The sequence below is a fragment of the Pseudomonas sp. MF5691 genome (genome assembly GCF_016405645.1).
Taxonomy (GTDB): Bacteria; Pseudomonadota; Gammaproteobacteria; order Pseudomonadales; family Pseudomonadaceae; genus Aquipseudomonas; species Aquipseudomonas shahriarae.
This window is the reverse complement of sequence record NZ_JAEKDC010000005.1, coordinates 128,702-147,156: the sequence shown is the minus strand read 5'-3', so window position 1 is coordinate 147,156 and position 18,455 is coordinate 128,702. Positions and strand designations below refer to the sequence as shown.

The 18,455-nt window shown below is 60.4% G+C and carries 16 protein-coding genes and 1 pseudogene; 10 read left to right on the top strand and 7 right to left on the bottom strand.

Annotation, left to right across the window (positions count from 1 at the left end):
• Window positions 1-22: 22 nt before the first annotated feature.
• Window positions 23-2,758 (bottom strand): preprotein translocase subunit SecA, encoded by a 2,736-nt coding sequence (gene secA / locus JFT44_RS09830; RefSeq protein ID WP_115128834.1) that lies wholly within the window; start codon window positions 2,756-2,758, stop codon window positions 23-25.
• Window positions 2,759-3,066: 308 nt separating this feature from the next.
• Here secA and JFT44_RS09825 point away from each other — a divergent pair, with 308 nt between their 5' ends.
• Window positions 3,067-3,522 (top strand): DUF721 domain-containing protein, encoded by a 456-nt coding sequence (locus tag JFT44_RS09825; protein ID WP_057440138.1) that lies wholly within the window; start codon window positions 3,067-3,069, stop codon window positions 3,520-3,522.
• A 106-nt stretch (window positions 3,523-3,628) separates the two neighbouring features.
• On the opposite strand, the gene JFT44_RS09820 is transcribed toward JFT44_RS09825, so the two are convergent.
• Window positions 3,629-5,107, bottom strand: a complete 1,479-nt coding sequence (locus JFT44_RS09820) for a helicase HerA-like domain-containing protein (RefSeq protein WP_198817666.1) — start codon at window positions 5,105-5,107, stop codon at window positions 3,629-3,631.
• A 197-nt stretch (window positions 5,108-5,304) separates the two neighbouring features.
• On the opposite strand from JFT44_RS09820, the pseudogene JFT44_RS29085 reads away from it, so the two are divergent.
• Both JFT44_RS29085 and JFT44_RS29080 read left to right on the top strand, forming a co-directional pair.
• Window positions 5,305-6,336, top strand: a pseudogene (locus tag JFT44_RS29085) (cache domain-containing protein); the annotation flags it as partial.
• Between the two features lie 93 nt (window positions 6,337-6,429).
• A complete protein-coding gene (locus JFT44_RS29080; protein WP_370694606.1) occupies window positions 6,430-7,194 on the top strand; it encodes a methyl-accepting chemotaxis protein in 765 nt (254 codons plus the stop codon).
• Window positions 7,195-7,218: 24 nt separating this feature from the next.
• Here the strand turns inward: JFT44_RS29080 and JFT44_RS09810 are convergent, their stop codons facing one another.
• The gene (locus JFT44_RS09810; RefSeq protein ID WP_057960537.1) at window positions 7,219-7,416 is read right to left on the bottom strand and encodes a hypothetical protein; all 198 of its coding nucleotides are present in this window, start codon (window positions 7,414-7,416) and stop codon (window positions 7,219-7,221) included.
• Window positions 7,417-7,502: 86 nt separating this feature from the next.
• Window positions 7,503-8,351, bottom strand: coding sequence for a formyltetrahydrofolate deformylase (purU, locus tag JFT44_RS09805; RefSeq protein WP_029295472.1), 849 nt, complete (start codon window positions 8,349-8,351; stop codon window positions 7,503-7,505).
• A gap of 349 nt (window positions 8,352-8,700) precedes the next feature.
• Between purU and mvaT the strand changes: the two genes are divergently transcribed.
• Complete coding sequence (mvaT, locus tag JFT44_RS09800; protein WP_057440135.1) at window positions 8,701-9,075, top strand: histone-like nucleoid-structuring protein MvaT; 375 nt, start codon at window positions 8,701-8,703, stop codon at window positions 9,073-9,075.
• 89 nt (window positions 9,076-9,164) lie between these two features.
• On the opposite strand, the gene sbcB is transcribed toward mvaT, so the two are convergent.
• Window positions 9,165-10,592 carry an exodeoxyribonuclease I gene (gene sbcB, locus JFT44_RS09795; RefSeq protein ID WP_120734022.1) on the bottom strand — a complete coding sequence of 476 codons (1,428 nt, stop codon included), beginning with the start codon at window positions 10,590-10,592 and terminating at the stop codon, window positions 9,165-9,167.
• 210 nt (window positions 10,593-10,802) lie between these two features.
• Here sbcB and JFT44_RS09790 point away from each other — a divergent pair, with 210 nt between their 5' ends.
• The 6 genes from JFT44_RS09790 to JFT44_RS09765 are packed head-to-tail and all read left to right on the top strand — an operon-like array spanning window position 10,803 to window position 17,467.
• Entirely contained in the window at window positions 10,803-11,495 is a 693-nt protein-coding gene (locus JFT44_RS09790) for an RDD family protein (RefSeq protein WP_057440133.1), read from the top strand.
• Window positions 11,492-12,472 carry a stage II sporulation protein M gene (locus JFT44_RS09785; protein ID WP_057960548.1) on the top strand — a complete coding sequence of 327 codons (981 nt, stop codon included), beginning with the start codon at window positions 11,492-11,494 and terminating at the stop codon, window positions 12,470-12,472. The genes JFT44_RS09790 and JFT44_RS09785 overlap by 4 nt, the downstream gene beginning before the upstream one ends.
• Window positions 12,459-13,985, top strand: coding sequence for a DUF4129 domain-containing protein (locus JFT44_RS09780; RefSeq protein ID WP_198830603.1), 1,527 nt, complete (start codon window positions 12,459-12,461; stop codon window positions 13,983-13,985). Before JFT44_RS09785 ends, JFT44_RS09780 begins: the two co-directional genes overlap by 14 nt.
• Entirely contained in the window at window positions 13,982-15,139 is a 1,158-nt protein-coding gene (locus JFT44_RS09775; protein WP_198830602.1) for a DUF4350 domain-containing protein, read from the top strand. Before JFT44_RS09780 ends, JFT44_RS09775 begins: the two co-directional genes overlap by 4 nt.
• Window positions 15,136-16,128, top strand: a complete 993-nt coding sequence (locus JFT44_RS09770; RefSeq protein WP_115128840.1) for a MoxR family ATPase — start codon at window positions 15,136-15,138, stop codon at window positions 16,126-16,128. The genes JFT44_RS09775 and JFT44_RS09770 overlap by 4 nt, the downstream gene beginning before the upstream one ends.
• Before the next feature lie 7 nt (window positions 16,129-16,135).
• Window positions 16,136-17,467 (top strand): DUF58 domain-containing protein, encoded by a 1,332-nt coding sequence (locus JFT44_RS09765; RefSeq protein ID WP_198830601.1) that lies wholly within the window; start codon window positions 16,136-16,138, stop codon window positions 17,465-17,467.
• Between the two features lie 13 nt (window positions 17,468-17,480).
• On the opposite strand, the gene JFT44_RS09760 is transcribed toward JFT44_RS09765, so the two are convergent.
• Window positions 17,481-17,840 (bottom strand): PilZ domain-containing protein, encoded by a 360-nt coding sequence (locus JFT44_RS09760; RefSeq protein ID WP_057440146.1) that lies wholly within the window; start codon window positions 17,838-17,840, stop codon window positions 17,481-17,483.
• Between the two features lie 233 nt (window positions 17,841-18,073).
• Complete coding sequence (locus JFT44_RS09755; RefSeq protein ID WP_198830600.1) at window positions 18,074-18,448, bottom strand: tetratricopeptide repeat protein; 375 nt, start codon at window positions 18,446-18,448, stop codon at window positions 18,074-18,076.
• Window positions 18,449-18,455 lie beyond the last annotated feature (7 nt).

The window sequence follows — 18,455 nt, the reverse complement described above, 5'->3', positions numbered from 1 at the left end:
ATTGCAGCGTCAGGCAAAAATCTTAGTTGATTTCGCCGTGGCAGTGTTTGAACTTCTTGCCCGAACCGCACCAGCACGGCTCGTTGCGACCCAGCTTCTGCTCGTTGCGCACCGGCGCCTGGGCCAGGGCCACGTCGACTTCTTCGCCCAGCACTTCAGGTGCTTCAAGACCCGGTGCTTCGTCATGCTGGAACTGCATGCGCGCGGCAAGGGCTTCGGCTTCCTGGCGCAGACGGGCTTCTTCTTCGATCGGGTCTTCGCGGCGCACCTGAACGTGGGACAGCACACGAATCGAATCGCGCTTGATCGAATCCAGCAACTCGGAGAACAGCGTGAACGACTCGCGCTTGTACTCCTGCTTCGGGTTCTTCTGGGCGTAGCCGCGCAGGTGGATACCGTGACGCAGGTGATCCATGGTCGACAGGTGGTCTTTCCACAGGTCGTCCAGCACGCGCAGAACGATTTGCTTCTCGAAGGTGCGCAGTGCTTCGGCACTGGCTTGCTCTTCTTTCTCGTTATACGCGGCCAGCAGTTCGGCCATCAGTTTTTCGCGCAGGGTTTCTTCGTACAGGTGGTCGTCTTCGTCGAGCCATTGCTGGACCGGCAGATCGACACCGAAGTCGCTCTTCAACGCCGCTTCCAGGCCGGCAACATCCCACTGCTCAGGCAGGGACTGTGGCGGGATATGGGCGCTGACGGTGGCGTTGAGCACGTCCTGACGGAAGTCGGCGATGGTTTCGCCAATGTTGTCGGCGGCCAGCAACGTGTTACGCATGTGATAAATCACTTTACGCTGTTCGTTGTTGACGTCATCGAACTCCAGCAGTTGCTTACGAATGTCGAAGTTACGACCTTCGACCTTGCGCTGGGCCTTTTCGATGGCGTTGGTCACCATGCGGTGCTCGATGGCTTCGCCGGACTGCATGCCCAGGGCCTTCATGAAGTTCTTCACCCGATCCGAGGCGAAGATGCGCATCAGGCTGTCTTCCAGGGACAGGTAGAAACGGCTGGAACCGGCGTCACCCTGGCGACCGGCACGGCCACGCAGTTGGTTGTCGATACGACGCGATTCGTGACGCTCGGACGCGATCACCTGCAAACCACCGGATTCCAGCACTGCCTGGTGGCGTTTCTGCCAGTCGGCCTTGATCTGGGCGATCTGCTCAGGGGTCGGGTTGTCCAGGGACGCCACTTCCACTTCCCAGTTGCCGCCCAACAGGATGTCGGTACCACGACCGGCCATGTTAGTCGCGATGGTCAGCGCGCCTGGGCGACCGGCCTGTGCAATGATCTCGGCTTCTTTTTCGTGGAACTTGGCGTTGAGGACCTTGTGCTCGATACCTTCCTTGTTGAGCAGGTTCGACATGTGCTCGGAGGTTTCGATGGTGGCAGTACCCACCAGGACCGGACGGCCATGGGTCATGCATTCCTTGATGTCGGCGACGATGGCCGCGTATTTCTCGTCGGCGGTCAGGAACACCAGGTCGTTGTAGTCTTTACGCGCCAGCGGCTTGTTCGGCGGGATAACCATCACCGACAGACCGTAGATCTGGTGGAATTCGAACGCTTCGGTATCCGCAGTACCGGTCATGCCGGACAGCTTGTTGTACAGGCGGAAGTAGTTCTGGAAGGTGGTCGAGGCCAGGGTCTGGCTCTCGGCCTGGATATTGAGCTCTTCCTTGGCTTCGATGGCCTGGTGCAGGCCTTCGGACAAACGACGACCGGGCATGGTACGGCCGGTGTGTTCGTCGACCAGTACCACCTGGCCGTCCTGAACGATGTATTCGACGTTGCGATGGAACAGCTTGTGGGCGCGCAGGCCGGCATACACGTGGGTCAACAGGCCCAGGTTGTGCGCCGAGTACAGGCTTTCGCCTTCAGCCAGCAGGCCGATCTGGGTCAGCATTTCTTCGACGAACTGGTGACCGGCTTCGTTGAGTTCGACCTGACGGGTCTTCTCGTCGATGGAGTAATGACCTTCTTTGGTCACCACGCCTTCCACTTCCTCGATATGTTGCTCAAGGCGCGGGATCAACTTGTTGATTTCGGTGTACAGGCGCGAGCTGTCTTCGGCCTGGCCGGAGATGATCAGCGGAGTACGGGCTTCGTCGATGAGGATGGAGTCGACTTCGTCGATCACGGCAAAGTTGAGTTCGCGCTGGAATTTTTCTTCCATGCTGAACGCCATGTTGTCGCGCAGGTAGTCGAAACCGAATTCGTTGTTGGTGCCGTAGGTGATGTCGGCGGCGTAGGCGGCACGCTTCTCTTCCGGCGGCTGGAACGGCGTCACGACGCCGACGGTCAGGCCGAGGAATTCATACAGCGGACGCATCCAGTTGGCGTCCCGGCGGGCCAGGTAGTCGTTCACCGTCACAACGTGCACGCCCTTGCCGGACAGTGCGTTGAGGTAAACACCCAGGGTTGCCACCAGGGTCTTGCCTTCACCGGTGCGCATTTCGGCAATCATGCCTTCATGCAGGGTCATGCCGCCGATCAACTGGACGTCGAAGTGGCGCATGCCCATCACCCGCTTACCGGCTTCGCGGGCGACCGCAAAGGCTTCAGGCAGCAGTTTGTCGAGGGTCTCACCTTTGGCTATGCGGGCCTTGAACTCTTCGGTCTTGGCGCGCAATTGCTCGTCCGACAAAGCAACCATCTGCTCTTCGAAGGCATTGACCAGCTGCACCGTCTTGAGCATGCGTTTGACTTCGCGCTCATTCTTGCTTCCAAAAAGTTTCTTTAACAAAGGCGCAAACATATCGGCAGGTTCTTCCACACATTAGGGATGAAGGGGCGCCCCGTGAGTCGCCCGAGCAGCCCTCACGGCCGCATGCGAACGAGCATTCTACCCGGAAACGAGGGTGAGGAAAGTGGCGTTGTTCCACGATGCAGGCACAGCGTTCCCAGAGGGCTTGTTTAAAATAGGGGCTTTTTGCTGAACTTCAACCCATTCGAGTGAGAAGTTACTTATTGATTTAATGGATAAACTGCTGACAAAGCAATGACCACGGTGCCGCACACGCTTTCTGCTACCATGGCGGCTCTGTTACCTAAGGTGTCTAGATCATGGCATTTCGCCCTCTTACGGCCCGTGCTCCCGCCGTGTTGCTGCGCGAAGCCAAGCCTTTAAAAGCCATCTTTGGCCATGCGCAACGCCTGGGCCATCTGCAACGCCTCCTGGAAAGCCAACTGCAACCTGCAGCCCGCGAACACTGTCATGTGGCATCGTGGCGTGAAGGTACGCTGCTGCTGATCGTCACCGATGGGCATTGGGCAACCCGCCTGCGCTACCAACAAAAACGCTTGCAGCGCCAGCTACAGGCATTTGAGGTATTTGAGAGCCTGCAGCGCATCCAGTTCAAGGTCCAGCCACCGACCGTGCAGCAAGGTGCGGTGGGGCATACCATGGATTTGTCGGTGAATGCCGCCGAAACCATCCAGGCGACGGCAGACGGGATTACAGATCCGAAGTTGCGCGCAGCGCTGGAGCGCCTGGCCAGTCACGCCAAGCCCAAGACCTGAGAGCGGGCAGCCGCGAGTGCGGTGTGCCAGTCGGCACATGTATCGACTGATACAGCGCAATCGCGGGCAAGCCCGCTCCCACATTGGGTTGCATAGACCTGGATGGCTACTTGCGCTTGCTACCGCCAAGCAAAGACCCCAACAGCCCGCGCACCAACTGGCGGCCCATCTGGTTGGCCGCCTGCTGCATCGCCGATTTCAGGGCCTTGCCCGCGGTCGTGCCAAGAAACGCCCCGGCCTTGTCGGTGAAGCTCGGTTCTTCAGCGGCAGGCGCAGCACTCGCCTCGGGCCCCAGCTCCTTGCGTGCCATCAACACTTCATAGGCGGATTCACGATCAATCGGCTTGTCATAGCGCCCCTGTAGAGGCGAGCCGGCAATCAACCCTGCCCGCTCGGCGGCAGTCAACGGCCCGATCCGCGACTGCGGCGGCGCGACCAGCACCCGCTGGACCACCTCGGGGGTGCCTTTTTCCTGCAGCGTACCCACCAGCGCCTCACCCGTGCCCAGCTCGGTCAATACCGCCAGCGCATCAAACGCAGGATTTGGTCGGAAACCATCGGCCACCGCCCGCAGGGATTTTTGCTCCTTGGTGGTGAACGCCCGCAGGCCATGCTGGATCCGCAAACCCAGTTGCGCCAGTACGCTATCCGGCAAGTCGCCCGGCGACTGGGTGACAAAATACACCCCCACACCTTTGGAGCGAATCAACCGCACCACTTGCTCCAGGCGATCCTGCAAGGCCTTGGGCGTATCGGCAAACAGCAAATGCGCTTCGTCGAAGAACAGTGCCAGCAGCGGCTTGTCGGCATCTCCGCGTTCCGGCAACTGCTCGAACAGCTCCGCCAGCAACCACAGCAGGAAGGTCGCATAGACCTTGGGTGACTCGTGCACCAGGCGGCTGGCATCCAGCAAATGAATACGCCCTCGCCCATCGCTGGCCGGTTGCAGAATATCTTCCAGTTGCAGCGCCGGCTCGCCGAACAGAGCTTCGGCGCCCTGCTGTTCCAGCACGGCCAGGCGCCGCAGCAAAGCCTGGCTGGAGCCCGTGGTCATCAGGGCCGCATCATCGCCGAGCAATTCGGGGTGGAACTTGAGGTGATTGAGCAGGGCCTTGAGGTCCTTGAGATCCAAGAGCAACAAGCCCTCGCGATCGGCCACTTTAAACGCTGCATATAAGGTCGACTGCTGGCTGTCGGTCAGCTCCAGCAGACTGCCCAGCAACAGTGGGCCCATTTCACTCAAGGTTGTACGAAGTGGATGACCGGACTGACCGTGGATATCCCACAGCGTTACCGGATATGCCTTAGGCGCGTAATTCAGGAACGGCATGCCGGCGATCCGCTCGGCCACCTTGCCCTGGGGATTGCCTGCAGCGCCAAGGCCACACAGGTCACCCTTGATATCTGCAGCGAACACCGCCACGCCAGCATCACTGAACGCCTCTGCCAGCCGCTGCAACGTCACGGTCTTGCCGGTGCCGGTAGCGCCGGCTATCAGGCCATGGCGGTTACCCAGGCGCATGGCCTGGGCGATGACTTGGCCTTCGAGGTCTGCACCAATAAGAAGTTGCGAGGAGTCTGGCATTTTGTCACCCATGATTAATCTTTAGCCCTGCACGGTCGATACAGATAAAGCGAGAGACCCAAAAAGCCTAAAAAAGTTAGGTCAGATAATTCCTGCAGGAGCAAATGGAAATATCACACTTTATTTAACGCTGTCATTTATGCGTTGCCATAAAAGACGCGCCTTGGACATTAAGACACTAGCGGACACGACGAGCCATGAATAAAAATCTGCGCTTCAGCCACAAAATCCTGCTTGCAGCCGCCCTTATCGTCATTGCCGCATTTGCGTTGTTTACGCTGTACAACGACTACCTGCAACGCAACGCGATTCGCAATGACCTCGACAGCTACCTACACGAAATGGGGGATGTCACCGCCAGCAATATCCAGAGCTGGTTGGCCGGACGTATTGTGCTGGTGGAAAACGCCGCCCAGAACATCGCCATCAACCCCGAGCCGAGCGTCATCGCCAGCCTGCTAGAGCAGAAAGCCCTGACATCTTCGTTCATGGCAACCTATCTGGGCGATAGCAAAGGCGGCTTCACCATTCGCCCCGATGCCAAGATGCCCGACGGCTTCGATCCACGCGTGCGCCCCTGGTACAAGGGTGCCCAGAGCAGCAATGGCTCGACCCTGACCGAGCCCTATATCGACGCCGCCACCGGCCAGTTGATCATTTCCATCGCCACCCCCAGCAGCAAGGCCGGGCAAAGCGTCGGCGTGGTCGGCGGTGACCTGAGCCTGCAAACCCTGGTGGACAATATCGGCGCGCTGGACTTCGGCGGCATGGGCTACGCGTTCCTGGTCAGTGCCGACGGCAAGATCCTGGTGCACCCGGAAAAAAACCTGGTGATGAAGACCCTGGGCGAGGCGTACCCGAACCAGACCGTCAAGATCAGTGCCGACTTCAGCGAAATCGAGGTCGAGGGCAAAACCCGTATCGTCACTTTCGCCCCGATCAAGGGTTTGCCGTCAGTGAACTGGTATATCGGTCTGTCGGTAGATAAAGACAAATCCTTCGCAATGCTCAGCGAATTCCGCACCTCGGCCATTATTGCCACGGTGATTGCCGTGGCAATCATCATCGCGCTGCTGGGCATGCTGATCCGCGTGCTGATGCAACCGCTGCATGTCATGACCCGGGCCATGGAAGACATCGCCGATGGCGAAGGTGACCTGACGCGCCGCCTGACGATCCAGAACCACGACGAATTCGGCATTCTGGGCAAAGCCTTCAACCGCTTTGTGGAGCGGATTCATACTTCGATTCGCGAAGTGTCCTCCGCCACCGGCCAGGTCAATGAAGTGGCCCTGCGCGTGGTAAGCGCCTCCAACTCGTCGATGGTCAACTCCGACGAACAGGCCAACCGCACCAACAGTGTCGCGGCAGCGATCAACCAGTTGGGTGCCGCTGCCCAGGAAATTGCCCGCAACGCCGCCCAGGCCTCGAACCAGGCCAGCGACGCACGCCATCTGGCCGAAGATGGCCAGCAAGTGGTGGAGCGCAATATCAAGGCCATGACGCAACTGTCCGAGATGATCAGTGCCTCCAGCAGCAATATCGAGGCACTTAACAGCAAGACCGTGAATATCGGCCAGATCCTCGAAGTGATCACCAGTATTTCCCAGCAAACCAACCTCCTGGCACTCAACGCAGCCATTGAAGCTGCGCGAGCCGGGGAAGCCGGACGCGGGTTTGCGGTGGTGGCCGACGAGGTGCGCAACCTGGCCCACCGCACGCAGGAATCGGCGCAACAGGTGCAAAAGATGATCGAGGAGCTGCAGGTCGGCGCCCGGGATTCGGTCAGCACCATGAGCGAAAGCCAGCGCCACAGCCTCGAAAGCGTGGAAATCGCCAACCTGGCAGGCGAGCGCCTGAGCAGCGTGACCCAGCGCATCGGTGAAATCGACGGCATGAACCAATCAGTGGCTACCGCGACGGAAGAGCAGACCTCGGTGGTGGAGTCGATCAATATCGACATCACCGAGATCAACACGCTCAATCAGGAGGGTGTGGAAAACCTGCAGTCCACCTTGCGCGCCTGCTCCGATCTGGAGCAGCAAGCGGCGCGCTTGAAACAATTGGTGGGGAGCTTCCGCATCTAGACCTCAACACAGCAGCGCCTACATTCAGCCAGCGTTGTTTTTGTCAGGGCCGGGCTTGTCGTGCGGCCCTGACTCTTCCTGCAACTGCTCCCACAACCGGGCGGCATCGGGGAAATCCGTGCCGTCCTCGGCATCCAGGGCATCCGGGTCATAGCGGCTCAAACAGCCCTCCCCCAAGGTGGCGGGCGCCTTGGACGTGGCTTTATCCAGGGGATCATTCATGGTTCGATCCTCGCAACTGACACTAATAAAAAGGGCCTGGGTGATTTAACGCCCAGGCCCTTTTTGCTTCAACCCAAAACAGTCGATCAGAACACCACGGTCTTGTTGCCGTGCACCAGCACGCGGTCTTCCAGGTGATAGCGCAGGCCACGGGCCAGGACCATCTTCTCGACGTCGCGGCCGAAACGCACCATGTCTTCAATGCTGTCGCTGTGGCTGACGCGGACCACGTCCTGCTCGATGATGGGACCTGCGTCCAGCTCTTCGGTGACGTAGTGGCAGGTTGCACCAATCAGCTTCACGCCACGCAGCGACGCCTGGTGATACGGCTTGGCCCCGACAAAGGACGGCAGGAAGCTGTGGTGAATGTTGATTACCTTGCCTGCGTATTCGCGGCACAGTTCCGGCGGCAGGATTTGCATATAGCGCGCCAGGACTACAACGTCCGCTTGATGCTGCTCGACCAGACGCGAGACTTCGGTGAAGGCCGGCTGTTTGTTCTGCGAGTCGACCGGGACGTGGTAGTACGGAATGCCATGCCACTCCACCATGCTGCGCAGGTCGTCGTGGTTGGAAATCACACAGGCGATCTCACAATCCAGCTCATCGCTGTGCCAGCGGTGCAGCAAGTCCGCCAGACAGTGGGATTCGCGGCTGGCCATCAGCACCACGCGTTTTTTCTGCTCGGTGTCGGTAATACGCCAGGTCATCGAAAACTCTTCGGCGATGGGCGCAAACGCCTCGCGAAACGCTTCAAGGCCAAACGGCAGGGTGTCCGCGCGAATTTCGTGGCGCATGAAAAACCAACCACTGAGATTGTCCGAGTGATGACTCGCTTCGGTGATCCAGCCATTGTGGGAGGCCAGAAAGTTACTGACTTTAGCGACGATACCAACCCGATCCGGGCAAGCAATCACCAGACGAAAAGTGCGCATTAGGGGCAAACTCCAGAACTTCGCAAAGGCCGCCATTCTAGCGACACCGTAGAAAAACTGCAGTACTCCTCAGCGCTTATTCGCGCGATTCCTTGCGGCGGCCCTAAACAGCGTATGGTTTTTACCTGGGCACTATGTCAGTACAAGCATCTGTTACCGCAATTAGCCGAGATCTAATGAGATTATCTTTAGCCGGCTGGACGCACTAAATAATGCACTCCGAGCCTTTCGCTACAAACAACCAAAGTAAATCACATAAAACCGAGCTTAAATGTTTACTTGGGCAAACTGTCTGACTATTATTAGGCCACTATCCCTGTCCCTCAGCGTCCCGTATAAGGTAGTCCTCATGTCCCTGATCAACGAATACCGTGCCACCGAATCCGCTATCAAAGAGCTGCAAGAACGTTTGAAGAATCTGTCCCAAGACGACAAACTGCAAACCGAGCTGGAATTCGAAGGCAAATTGCGCACCCTGATGGGTGAATACTCCAAATCCCTGCGTGACATCATCGCGCTGCTGGATCCGGAATCGAAAGTTAAAGCACCACGCGCCGCCGTGAAAGTTACCGGTACCAAGCGCGCGCGTAAGGTCAAGCAATACAAAAACCCGCACAACGGCGAAGTGATTGAAACCAAAGGTGGCAACCACAAGACTCTGAAAGAGTGGAAAGCCAAGTGGGGCGGTGACGTGGTTGAAGGCTGGGCTACCCTGCTGGACTAAGGTTCGCCAGATCGTCACCTGATTCGCGACACAATAAAAAACGCCAGTTCGCTGGCGTTTTTTATTGCCTACTTTTTATCGAACGCCGATTACAGGTCCAGGCGCTGGCTTAAAGCGTCAGCATATTCCTGCCACTCATCCAGCACCTGACGCTGAAACGATGTAGCACTAGCGTCCAATTCAAGCCTGGCCTTATTGAAACTCTCAAGGGTATTTGGCGCGCCGTAATCCGCATCTGACAAGCGTTGCTGACAGAAGAGTTTCCAGCGTTGTTGCTCTTCACTGTCCAAGGTGTGCGCAAAGTTGCGGGCACGATAGCGAAATAATAATTCCGGCAAACGATGATCATCAAAAGGCCACTGCTGGCGTGCTAGTTGCTCGGGTTCAGCAGTGCGGACTTGCTCACATAAACGTCGATCCCGATCACCAATAAAACCATCGTAGAGCTGTTGCTCCGGGTCGGCGCTTGCGGCGAAATCGTCCTCGGCATAAATCGCCGGCAATTTATCCCGCCAAAGTTCCTGTGCGTCAGTTAGCCGCAGTGCCCGGGCCTGATATTCACGCATGTCCAGGTTCAATCGCTGCTGGTCTTGCGCCCGCAACACATTCAGCGGCGCGACGACCGGACAACGATTGATGTGAACAAGTTTGAGCGGGACCGGCAACTCACCCTCGGCCAATTGATCGCGCCGGGTATACAAGCGCTGGCGCAGGGTTTCGGCATCCAGGTCCAGCAGCGCCTGTGGGTCGAGCCCCAGGTCGCAGACAATCAACGCGTTGCGATTGCGCGGATGCCACGCCAGGGGCAGGACCACCCCCAGGTAATGGCGCTCAGCGGAAAAGCGCCCGGAAATATGCACCATGGGCTGCAACAGGCGGATTTGATCCATGACCCGCTGCTTGCTGCGCAGTTGAAACAACCAATCGTACAACTTGGGTTGTTTTTCCCGGACCAACCGCGCCAGGGCGATGGTGGCCCGCACGTCAGCCAAAGCCTCGTGAGCCTGGCCATGGTCAATTCCATTGGCCGCCGTCAGGCGCTCCAGCTTGAGGGTCACGCGTCCGTCCTGCTCGGGCCAGACAATGCCGTCGGGACGCAGGGCATAGGCCGTGCGCATCACGTCGATCAAGTCCCAGCGGCTGTTCCCGCTCTGCCATTCCCGTGCGTAAGGGTCGAAAAAATTGCGATACAAACTGTAGCGGGTCATTTCGTCATCGAAACGCAGGGTGTTGTAACCCGCACCACAGGTGCCGGGGGCGGCCAGCTCGGCATGCACCCGCGTCATGAAGTCGGCTTCGGCCAGACCCTTTTCCGCCAGTTGGCCGGGGGTAATGCCCGTGATCATGCACGCGGCTGGGTGCGGCAGGATATCGTCGCTGGGCTGGCAATAGAGGTTGACCGGCGGCCCGACCTCATTGAGGTCATGGTCGGTGCGAATCCCGGCAACCTGCAGCGCACGGTCGCTGCGTGGGTTGATGCCGGTGGTTTCATAGTCGTACCAGAAGATCGAGGTCACGGGCTATTCCTGTGCTGAAGACCGACAAAGTCTAGGCGCTGGACGCCGCCCGGGGCCAGCGCCGTGTGCACTGGATAAACATTCAGTGAAACCTTGGCGCATTTTCAGGTGTTACTTCCGTCCACGACACTGCTAGCATCGGCCTCTCGAATTGCCGGCTGCCCGACGAGGTTGCCCATGCCCAGCCACACCGCACTGCCAGGGAATGCAATGCCCACCGCACCATTGGACACCCGCTATCAGATCGAGACCCCGGAAGGCATCGACCTGCCCTTGCGCCCCGCCGGGCTGATGCCCCGGGCACTGGCATTCGGCTTCGACCTGGGCCTGCGCGGCCTGATCCTCGGCATCCTGTTCATCGCCCTGGCGTTTCTCGGCAACCTGGGCATCGGCCTGGGCTCGATCCTGCTGTTCCTCGTCAGTTGGTGGTACATGGTGCTGTTCGAAGTGCTCAACCAGGGCAGTTCACCGGGCAAACAGATCATGGGCCTGCGCGTGGTACAGGATGACGGCACGCCCATTGGCTGGTCCGCATCCCTGATCCGCAACCTGCTGCGGTTTGTCGATATGTTGCCGTTCGGCTATTTCCTCGGGGCCATCAGTTGCCTGCAACATCCCCACTTCAAACGCCTGGGCGACATTGCGGCCGGTACCCTGGTGATCTATCGCGAACAGCCCCTGGCCCGCCCTCACCTGCCCCAGGCCCCGGCATTGCGCCTGCCCTTTGCCCTCGAGCTGGACGAGCAACGTGCGATCCTGGGTTTTGCCGAGCGCCAGGGTGAGCTGTCCGCCGAACGGACCCACGAGCTGGCGGCGATTCTGGCCACGCCCCTGCAAGTCTCCCCCGCGCGCGCCGTGGAACAGCTCAATGGCGTGGCCCGCGGCCTGCTGGGGCCGACATGAAGCAAAGCCTGTTCGAAACCCGTCACCAGCCGCACTGGCAGGCATTTGCCAGCCAGTTGGCACTGCTTGAACAAGGCAAGGCAAAGGCCGAGGATCTGACGCGTTTCCCTCAAGATTACCGACGCCTGTGCCAACATCTGGCACTGGCGCAGGAGCGGGGCTACAGCAGCTACCTGATAGACCCGCTGCAACAGTTGGCCTTGCGCGGCCATCAACAGTTGTATCGCCATCGCAGCCAGCTCGGTGCCAAGGTGCTGGGCTTCCTGCTGGCGGATTTCCCCCGCACGGTTCGCGAACAATGGCGCTTCGTGCTGGTCGCCAGCCTGCTGTTCTTTGGCAGCCTGATCGGCATTGCGCTGCTGGTCTATCTGTTCCCCGAACTGATCTACACCATTGTCAGTGCCCCGCAAGTGTCCGAGATGCAGGAGATGTACGACCCCGACGCCAGTCGCCTGGGCCGCGCAGCCGCGCGGGCGTCGAGCGAAGACTGGATGATGTTCGGCTACTACGTCATGCATAACATCGGCATCGCCTTCCAGACCTTTGCCGGCGGCCTGCTGTTTGGCCTGGGCAGCGTGTTTTTCCTGTTTTTCAATGGCCTGATGATCGGCGCCATCGCCGGTCACCTGACCGAAATTGGCTATGGGCAGACCTTCTGGTCCTTTGTCATCGGCCACGGCGCCTTTGAACTGACGGCCATCGCCCTGGCCGGCGCGGCCGGCCTGCAACTGGGCTGGGCCTTGATCGCGCCGGGAGCATTGCCCCGGGGTGAAGCACTGCGCCTGGCAGCCCGCAAAAGCGTGAAAATGATCTGCGGCGTGATTTTATTCCTGCTGATCGCGGCCTTTATAGAGGCCTATTGGTCCTCCACCACCGCCGTGGAACCTTGGGGCAAGTACCTGGTGGGCGCCGCGCTCTGGGCGATGGTGCTCGCCTATCTGCTGTTTGCCGGCAGGGGTCGTCATGCGCCTGAGTGACGCCAGCGTGGTAATCCGCCCCCGCACTACGTGGGAAGCCATGGACCTGGGGGTATTGCTGGCCCGCAAGCACCGCGTGCTCTTGATGAGCAGTTGGGCCCTGGTCAGCCTGCCGATCTTTATCCTGATCAGCCTTGCGCTGTGGGACTACCCATCTGTTGCTGTACTGGTGTTCTGGTGGTTGAAACCGGCCTTTGAGCGCCTGCCGCTGTATATCCTGTCCACAGCACTGTTTGGCGAAACGCCTACCCTCAAGCAGGCGCTGCGCCAATGGCCACGCCTGCTCAAAGGTCAACTGCTGGCCAGCCTGACCTGGAGGCGCTTGAGCCTCAGTCGCAGCTTCGTCATGCCCGTGGTGCAACTCGAAGGCCTCGGCGGCCTGGCCCGCCAACAACGGCTGGGGGTGCTGCAACAGCGCAATGCCGGCGCAGCGCGCTGGCTGACGCTGATCGGTATTCACCTGGAAACAGCACTGTGGGTTGGCTTGATGGCGCTGTTCTACCTGTTCCTGCCACAACAGGTCGAGCTCGACTGGGACTGGCAACAACTGGCGCTGGCCAGCAGCCAGGACTGGCTCTGGCTGGAACACCTGACCAATGCCTTGTACGCCCTGGTCCTGGTGCTCTGGGAACCGATCTATGTGGCCTGCGGGTTCAGCCTCTACCTGAACCGGCGTACCGTGCTCGAAGCCTGGGACCTGGAGTTGGTGTTCCGCCGTCTGCGCCAGCGCCTGGGGTCAACGGTGGCCGTCCTGCTGCTGGCTGTCGGCCTGCTGCTGCTCCCGCCAACACCCCAGGCCATGGCCGATCAACCCGTGGCTGCACAACCCTTGAGTACGCCAGCCGCCAGCCAGGCGATCAAGCGCCTGCTGGAAGAGCCCCCGTTCAAGAATCCGGAATCCGTGACCCGCTACCGTTTCGGTGAAGACCAGACCATCGACAAGACCAAGCCCACAGGGGATGCCCGGTTGCCTGCCTGGCTTAAATCCTTGCTCGACAACCTCAACAGCGACACCTTCAAGTCCCTGGCCCTGGTCATGGAGGTGCTGTTGTGGAGCCTGCTGATCGCCGGTATTGCCTTGGTGGCCTGGCGCTATCGTGATTGGCTGCACGCCTTTGTCAGCCATCGCCGCGCCCCCCGCACCGTTGACCAGCCCGTGCCGTCACAACTGTTCGGCCTGGACATGGGCGTGGAAACATTACCCGATGACATCGCCGGTACCGCCGAGCAACTGTGGGCCACCCAGCCCCGTGAAGCGCTTGGCCTGCTCTATCGCGGCCTGCTTAGCCGCCTGTTGCATGACTTCAACCTGCCCCTGAAAAACGCCGATACCGAAGGCCAGGTCCTGGAGCGTGTGCGTCACTTGCAACAGCCGCAATTGCTGGCATTCAGCGACGACCTGACCCGCCACTGGCAAAACCTCGCCTATGGCCATCGCGTACCGCCTGCCCTGGCCCAACAACAACTGTGCGCCCACTGGCGCGCGCTGTTCGACAGCGAGGCCACGGGATGAACCGGCCACTGATCTGGCTCGCGCTGATCCTGGCCTGCCTGCTGACGGCGGGGGGCTTCTACGCCTGGCACAAGGCGATCCCCTACGAGGAAGTGGTCGAGCGCGGGCCATCACCCGAAGCCCAGGCTAATCCCTACCTGGCGGCGGAGCATTTCCTACGCCAGCAAGGCATAGCCGTCGAGCACGCCAACAGCCTGGAACGCCTGGCTACCCTGCCCTCCAAGGGCGGCAGCCTGCTGTTGCTCAGCGAACGCAGCAACATGACCCCGCGCCAGGTTGACCAGTTGCTGGAGTGGACCCAGGCCGGCGGCCACCTGCTGCTGGTGGCCGAAGCTATATGGGATGAAGAAACCCAGGACAGCGGCGACCTGCTGCTCGATCGCCTGCAGTTGCGCCAGGCCTTCAGCGATGACTTCGACCAGCCAGCCCCACCTCGCAAGGGCAAGAAACCGGACCTGACACGCCTGTATGTCGATAATGAAACCGCACCGGCCTTCTTCAGTTTCGACACCGACTTCACCTTGATCGACCCCAGGCACCTGGCCCAGTTTTCGGCCAACAGCGCCAAGTCCAGCCACCTGATGCAACTCGATCTCGGGCAGGGCCGTGTGACAGTGATCACCGACAGCGAACTGTGGAAAACCCCGGATATAGGCCTGCACGATAATGCCTGGCTGCTCTGGTACCTGACCCAGGGCAGCAATGTCACCCTACTGTCCAACACGGATGTCGAGAACCTGTTCAGCCTGTTGCTGCGTTACTTCCCCCAGGCCCTGTTGGCACTCGCCGCCTTGATTGTGCTGGGGTTGTGGCGCGCCGGCATACGCCAGGGGCCCATCCAGGCACCCGCGCCCAAGGCGCGCCGGCAACTGCTGGAGCACTTGAATGCCAGTGCCGATTTCCTGCTGCGCCGCAGCGGGCAAAACAGCCTGTTGCACGCCCTGCAGCGGGACATCCTGCGCACCGCCCGCCGCCGCCACCCCGGCTTCGAACAGTTGGACACTGCCGGGCAATGGCAAGCCCTTGAACGCCTGACTCGCCAACCGCCATCCATTATCAGCCAGGCCCTGGGCCCACTCCCGGCAAAGCGGCTTTCCAGCGCCGACTTCAGCCGCCAGGTGGCCTGCCTGCAAACCCTCAGGAATGCCCTATGAGCGACTCTCCAGTGGATTCACCCAACACCCTCGACACCGGTCGGGCCACCCAGTTGGCCCAGGCGCTGCGCACCGAGTTGCGCAAGGCCGTGATTGGCCAGGATGGGGTGATTGATGACGTGCTGACCGCATTGATCGCCGGCGGCCACGTGTTGCTCGAAGGGGTTCCCGGCCTGGGCAAGACCCTGCTGGTACGGGCCCTGGCCCGCTGCTTTGACGGCGACTTCGCGCGTATCCAGTTCACCCCGGACCTGATGCCCAGTGATGTAACCGGGCATGCCGTGTACGACCTGCACACCGAGCAGTTCAAACTGCGCAAGGGGCCGTTGTTCACCCACTTGCTGCTGGCGGACGAGATCAACCGGGCCCCGGCAAAAACCCAGGCCGCCCTGCTCGAAGCCATGCAGGAACGCCAGGTCACCCTCGAAGGCGAAGCCCTGCCTATCGGCCAGCCCTTTATGGTGCTGGCCACCCAGAACCCCATCGAACAGGAAGGCACTTATCCACTACCGGAGGCCGAACTCGACAGGTTCATGCTCAAGGTGCGCATGGACTACCCCGAAGCGCAGCAAGAGGTGGATATGGTACGTGAAGTGACCCGTTCATCGCGCGCCGACATGCTCGACGTGCAACCACTGCGCACCGTGCTGCAAGCCGCTGACGTGTTGCTGTTGCAGCAGGTCGCCAGTGAGCTGGCCCTGGATGAACAGGTACTCGACTACGCCGTGCGCCTGGCTCGTACCACCCGCACCTGGCCCGGTCTGGCCCTGGGCGCGGGCCCGCGTGCGTCCATCGCCCTGGTGCGGGGTGCCCGTGCTCGCGCCCTGCTGCGAGGTGGCGAGTTCGTCACGCCGGACGACATCAAGAGCTGTGCGCTGGCAGTGTTGCGCCATCGGGTACGCATCGCCCCGGAGCTGGATATCGAAGGCCTGGAGGTGGATCAGGTGCTGACCCAGTTGCTCGACCAAGTGCCGGCACCACGCCAGTGACATGCCCATGAAACCGACTCGCCTGTTGCTGGCCTGGCTTGCCGTGTTGCTGGGCCTGAACATCGCCCTCGGGACGGCCGTGGCCCTGCAACTCAACGTGCCGGCCGCCCTGCATTCCATCGCCTGGGGCCTGCTCCTGGCGCTGCTCTTGCTGGCCTTGCTCGATGCTGGCCGGCTGAAACGCCGCCCCTCGCCACGCCTGCGCCGGCAGATGCCCGGCAGCCTGGCGCTGGGGCGTTGGAGCGAGGTGCGGATCACCCTGGAACATGACTATCCACAGCCGTTGGTCCTGGAGGTGTTTGATCACGTACCGGATGGTTTGAGCGTGCAAAACCTGCCCCAGTCCATCGCCCTGCGCCCCGGGGAACAGAGCGAACTGGGCTACCGCCTGCGCCCCTTGAGCCGTGGGCATTTCAGTTTTGAGCGCTGTGAGGTACACCTCCCCAGCCTCCTGGGGCTGTGGACTGCCAAGCGCCAGGAACCGGTCAAGGACGCCACCCGGGTCTATCCGGATTTTGCCCGCCTGTACGGCGCGCAATTACTGGCGGTAGACAACTGGCTCAGCCAACTGGGTGTACGCCAGCGCCAGCGTCGCGGCCTGGGCCTGGAGTTTCACCAGTTGCGGGAATTTCGCGAGGGTGACAGCCTGCGCCAGATCGACTGGAAGGCCACGGCCCGGCAACGCACGCCGATTGCCCGGGAATATCAGGATGAGCGCGACCAGCAGATTGTGTTCATGCTCGACTGCGGCCGGCGGATGCGCAGCCAGGACAACGAGCTGGCGCATTTCGACCACGCTCTCAACGCGTGCCTGCTGCTCAGCTATGTGGCCCTGCGCCAGGGCGATGCCGTGGGCTTGTGCACCTTCGCCTGCGACCAGCCGCGCTACCTGGCACCCGTCAAGGGCAGCGGCCAGTTGAACCAGTTGCTCAACGCGGTATACGACCTGGACACCACCCGGCGCGCGGCCGACTACCAGGCTGCGGCCAACCAACTGCTGGCCCGCCAGAAACGCCGGGCCTTGGTGATTATCGTGACCAACCTGCGTGATGAGGACGACGAGGATCTGCTGACCGCCGTCAAGCGCATCAGCCGCCAGCACCGGGTATTGGTCGCGAGCCTGCGCGAAGAAGTGCTGGATCAAGTGCGCCAGGCGCCTGTGCAAACCTTGCCGGAAGCGCTGGCCTACTGTGGCAGCGTCGACTACCTCAATGCCCGGGAAGAATTGCATGACCGCATGAAGGCGCAGGGCCTGGCGGTATTGGACGCCCGACCCTCGGACCTCGGCGCAGACCTGGTAACCCGTTACCTGGGCTGGAAAAAGGCCGGCGTGCTATGAATGGCGTATGACGCTAGGCCGAAGCCTGCAAGGGATCAAAGCTGAAGTACTGCAACAGCGCAGCAATCAATTGCCCGTACTCGTCGGGGGCCTGCAGCAGGGTGAACCCCGAATCGTAATGCTGGGGATTGATATCCTCACGGCTCCACAGGCAGGTAGCAGTGAAGTCAATGGCATGCACATCCCCCTCAGGTCCGGGGATCTTCAAGCGCAGCTCAAAATCCGCGTTGACCATCATGGGTAATCGGCTGACCAACATCAGCCCGTCGCTGGAGATGTTACCCAAGTAACCGATGGGTTTATCCGTGTGGCGGTTGAACACCTGTAAAAAACAGGGCAACTGGTGTCGCTCAATCCTTCGGTCGGTAAACATGATGAGATCGCCGTCCAATGGCCATGATTCTGGCCGTTCCTGTGATTCGGACCGGAGCGCTGCCAGCAGCACCCCGCTCTCCCCCGGACTTCGCTACAACAGCAGCCTTTGCCCTGTCGTTTTAACGCCATCGAATCAGGGGCTACATCTATTTGGATTGAAAGTTGTACAAACAGACATCCAAAGAATAGCCCAACTCTGGCAAGAGGCCAGCTATCAAATTACAAATGCCATCACAAGGCGGTTGGCCGTGCTCGTGCAGTGCTTGCACCGGGGTAATGCCCCAGTTGTTGCAGGGTATCCAGGCGTGCGCGGGCACGGAATGCGTATTCGCTCGACGGATATTGGCTGATGATGAACTGATAGGTCTGCACGGCATCCACGAACAACTTCTGCCGTTCCAGGCACTGCCCACGCAGCATCGAGACCTCCGGCTGCACGTAGCGACGGGACCGGCTTTGACGGTCGACCTGGGACAATTCCAGGGTAACCCGTTCGCAGTCGCCTACGTTGTAGGCCCGGTAGGCATTGTTCAAATGATGGTCCATCGACCAACGGGTACAGCCGACAACACTGACGGCCAGGGCTGCAATGATCAAAACTCGCATGGGTGTT

Bases quoted from the DNA above. Each gene is read 5' to 3' on its own strand.
- secA (WP_115128834.1), bottom strand. From the start codon at position 2,758: ATGTTTGCGCCTTTGTTAAAGAAACTTTTTGGAAGCAAGAATGAGCGC.
- JFT44_RS09825 (WP_057440138.1), top strand. From the start codon at position 3,067: ATGGCATTTCGCCCTCTTACGGCCCGTGCTCCCGCCGTGTTGCTGCGC.
- JFT44_RS09820 (WP_198817666.1), bottom strand. From the start codon at position 5,107: ATGCCAGACTCCTCGCAACTTCTTATTGGTGCAGACCTCGAAGGCCAA.
- JFT44_RS29080 (WP_370694606.1), top strand. From the start codon at position 6,430: ATGGTCAACTCCGACGAACAGGCCAACCGCACCAACAGTGTCGCGGCA.
- JFT44_RS09810 (WP_057960537.1), bottom strand. From the start codon at position 7,416: ATGAATGATCCCCTGGATAAAGCCACGTCCAAGGCGCCCGCCACCTTG.
- purU (WP_029295472.1), bottom strand. From the start codon at position 8,351: ATGCGCACTTTTCGTCTGGTGATTGCTTGCCCGGATCGGGTTGGTATC.
- mvaT (WP_057440135.1), top strand. From the start codon at position 8,701: ATGTCCCTGATCAACGAATACCGTGCCACCGAATCCGCTATCAAAGAG.
- JFT44_RS09790 (WP_057440133.1), top strand. From the start codon at position 10,803: ATGCCCACCGCACCATTGGACACCCGCTATCAGATCGAGACCCCGGAA.
- JFT44_RS09785 (WP_057960548.1), top strand. From the start codon at position 11,492: ATGAAGCAAAGCCTGTTCGAAACCCGTCACCAGCCGCACTGGCAGGCA.
- JFT44_RS09780 (WP_198830603.1), top strand. From the start codon at position 12,459: ATGCGCCTGAGTGACGCCAGCGTGGTAATCCGCCCCCGCACTACGTGG.
- JFT44_RS09775 (WP_198830602.1), top strand. From the start codon at position 13,982: ATGAACCGGCCACTGATCTGGCTCGCGCTGATCCTGGCCTGCCTGCTG.
- JFT44_RS09770 (WP_115128840.1), top strand. From the start codon at position 15,136: ATGAGCGACTCTCCAGTGGATTCACCCAACACCCTCGACACCGGTCGG.
- JFT44_RS09765 (WP_198830601.1), top strand. From the start codon at position 16,136: ATGAAACCGACTCGCCTGTTGCTGGCCTGGCTTGCCGTGTTGCTGGGC.
- JFT44_RS09760 (WP_057440146.1), bottom strand. From the start codon at position 17,840: ATGTTTACCGACCGAAGGATTGAGCGACACCAGTTGCCCTGTTTTTTA.
- JFT44_RS09755 (WP_198830600.1), bottom strand. From the start codon at position 18,448: ATGCGAGTTTTGATCATTGCAGCCCTGGCCGTCAGTGTTGTCGGCTGT.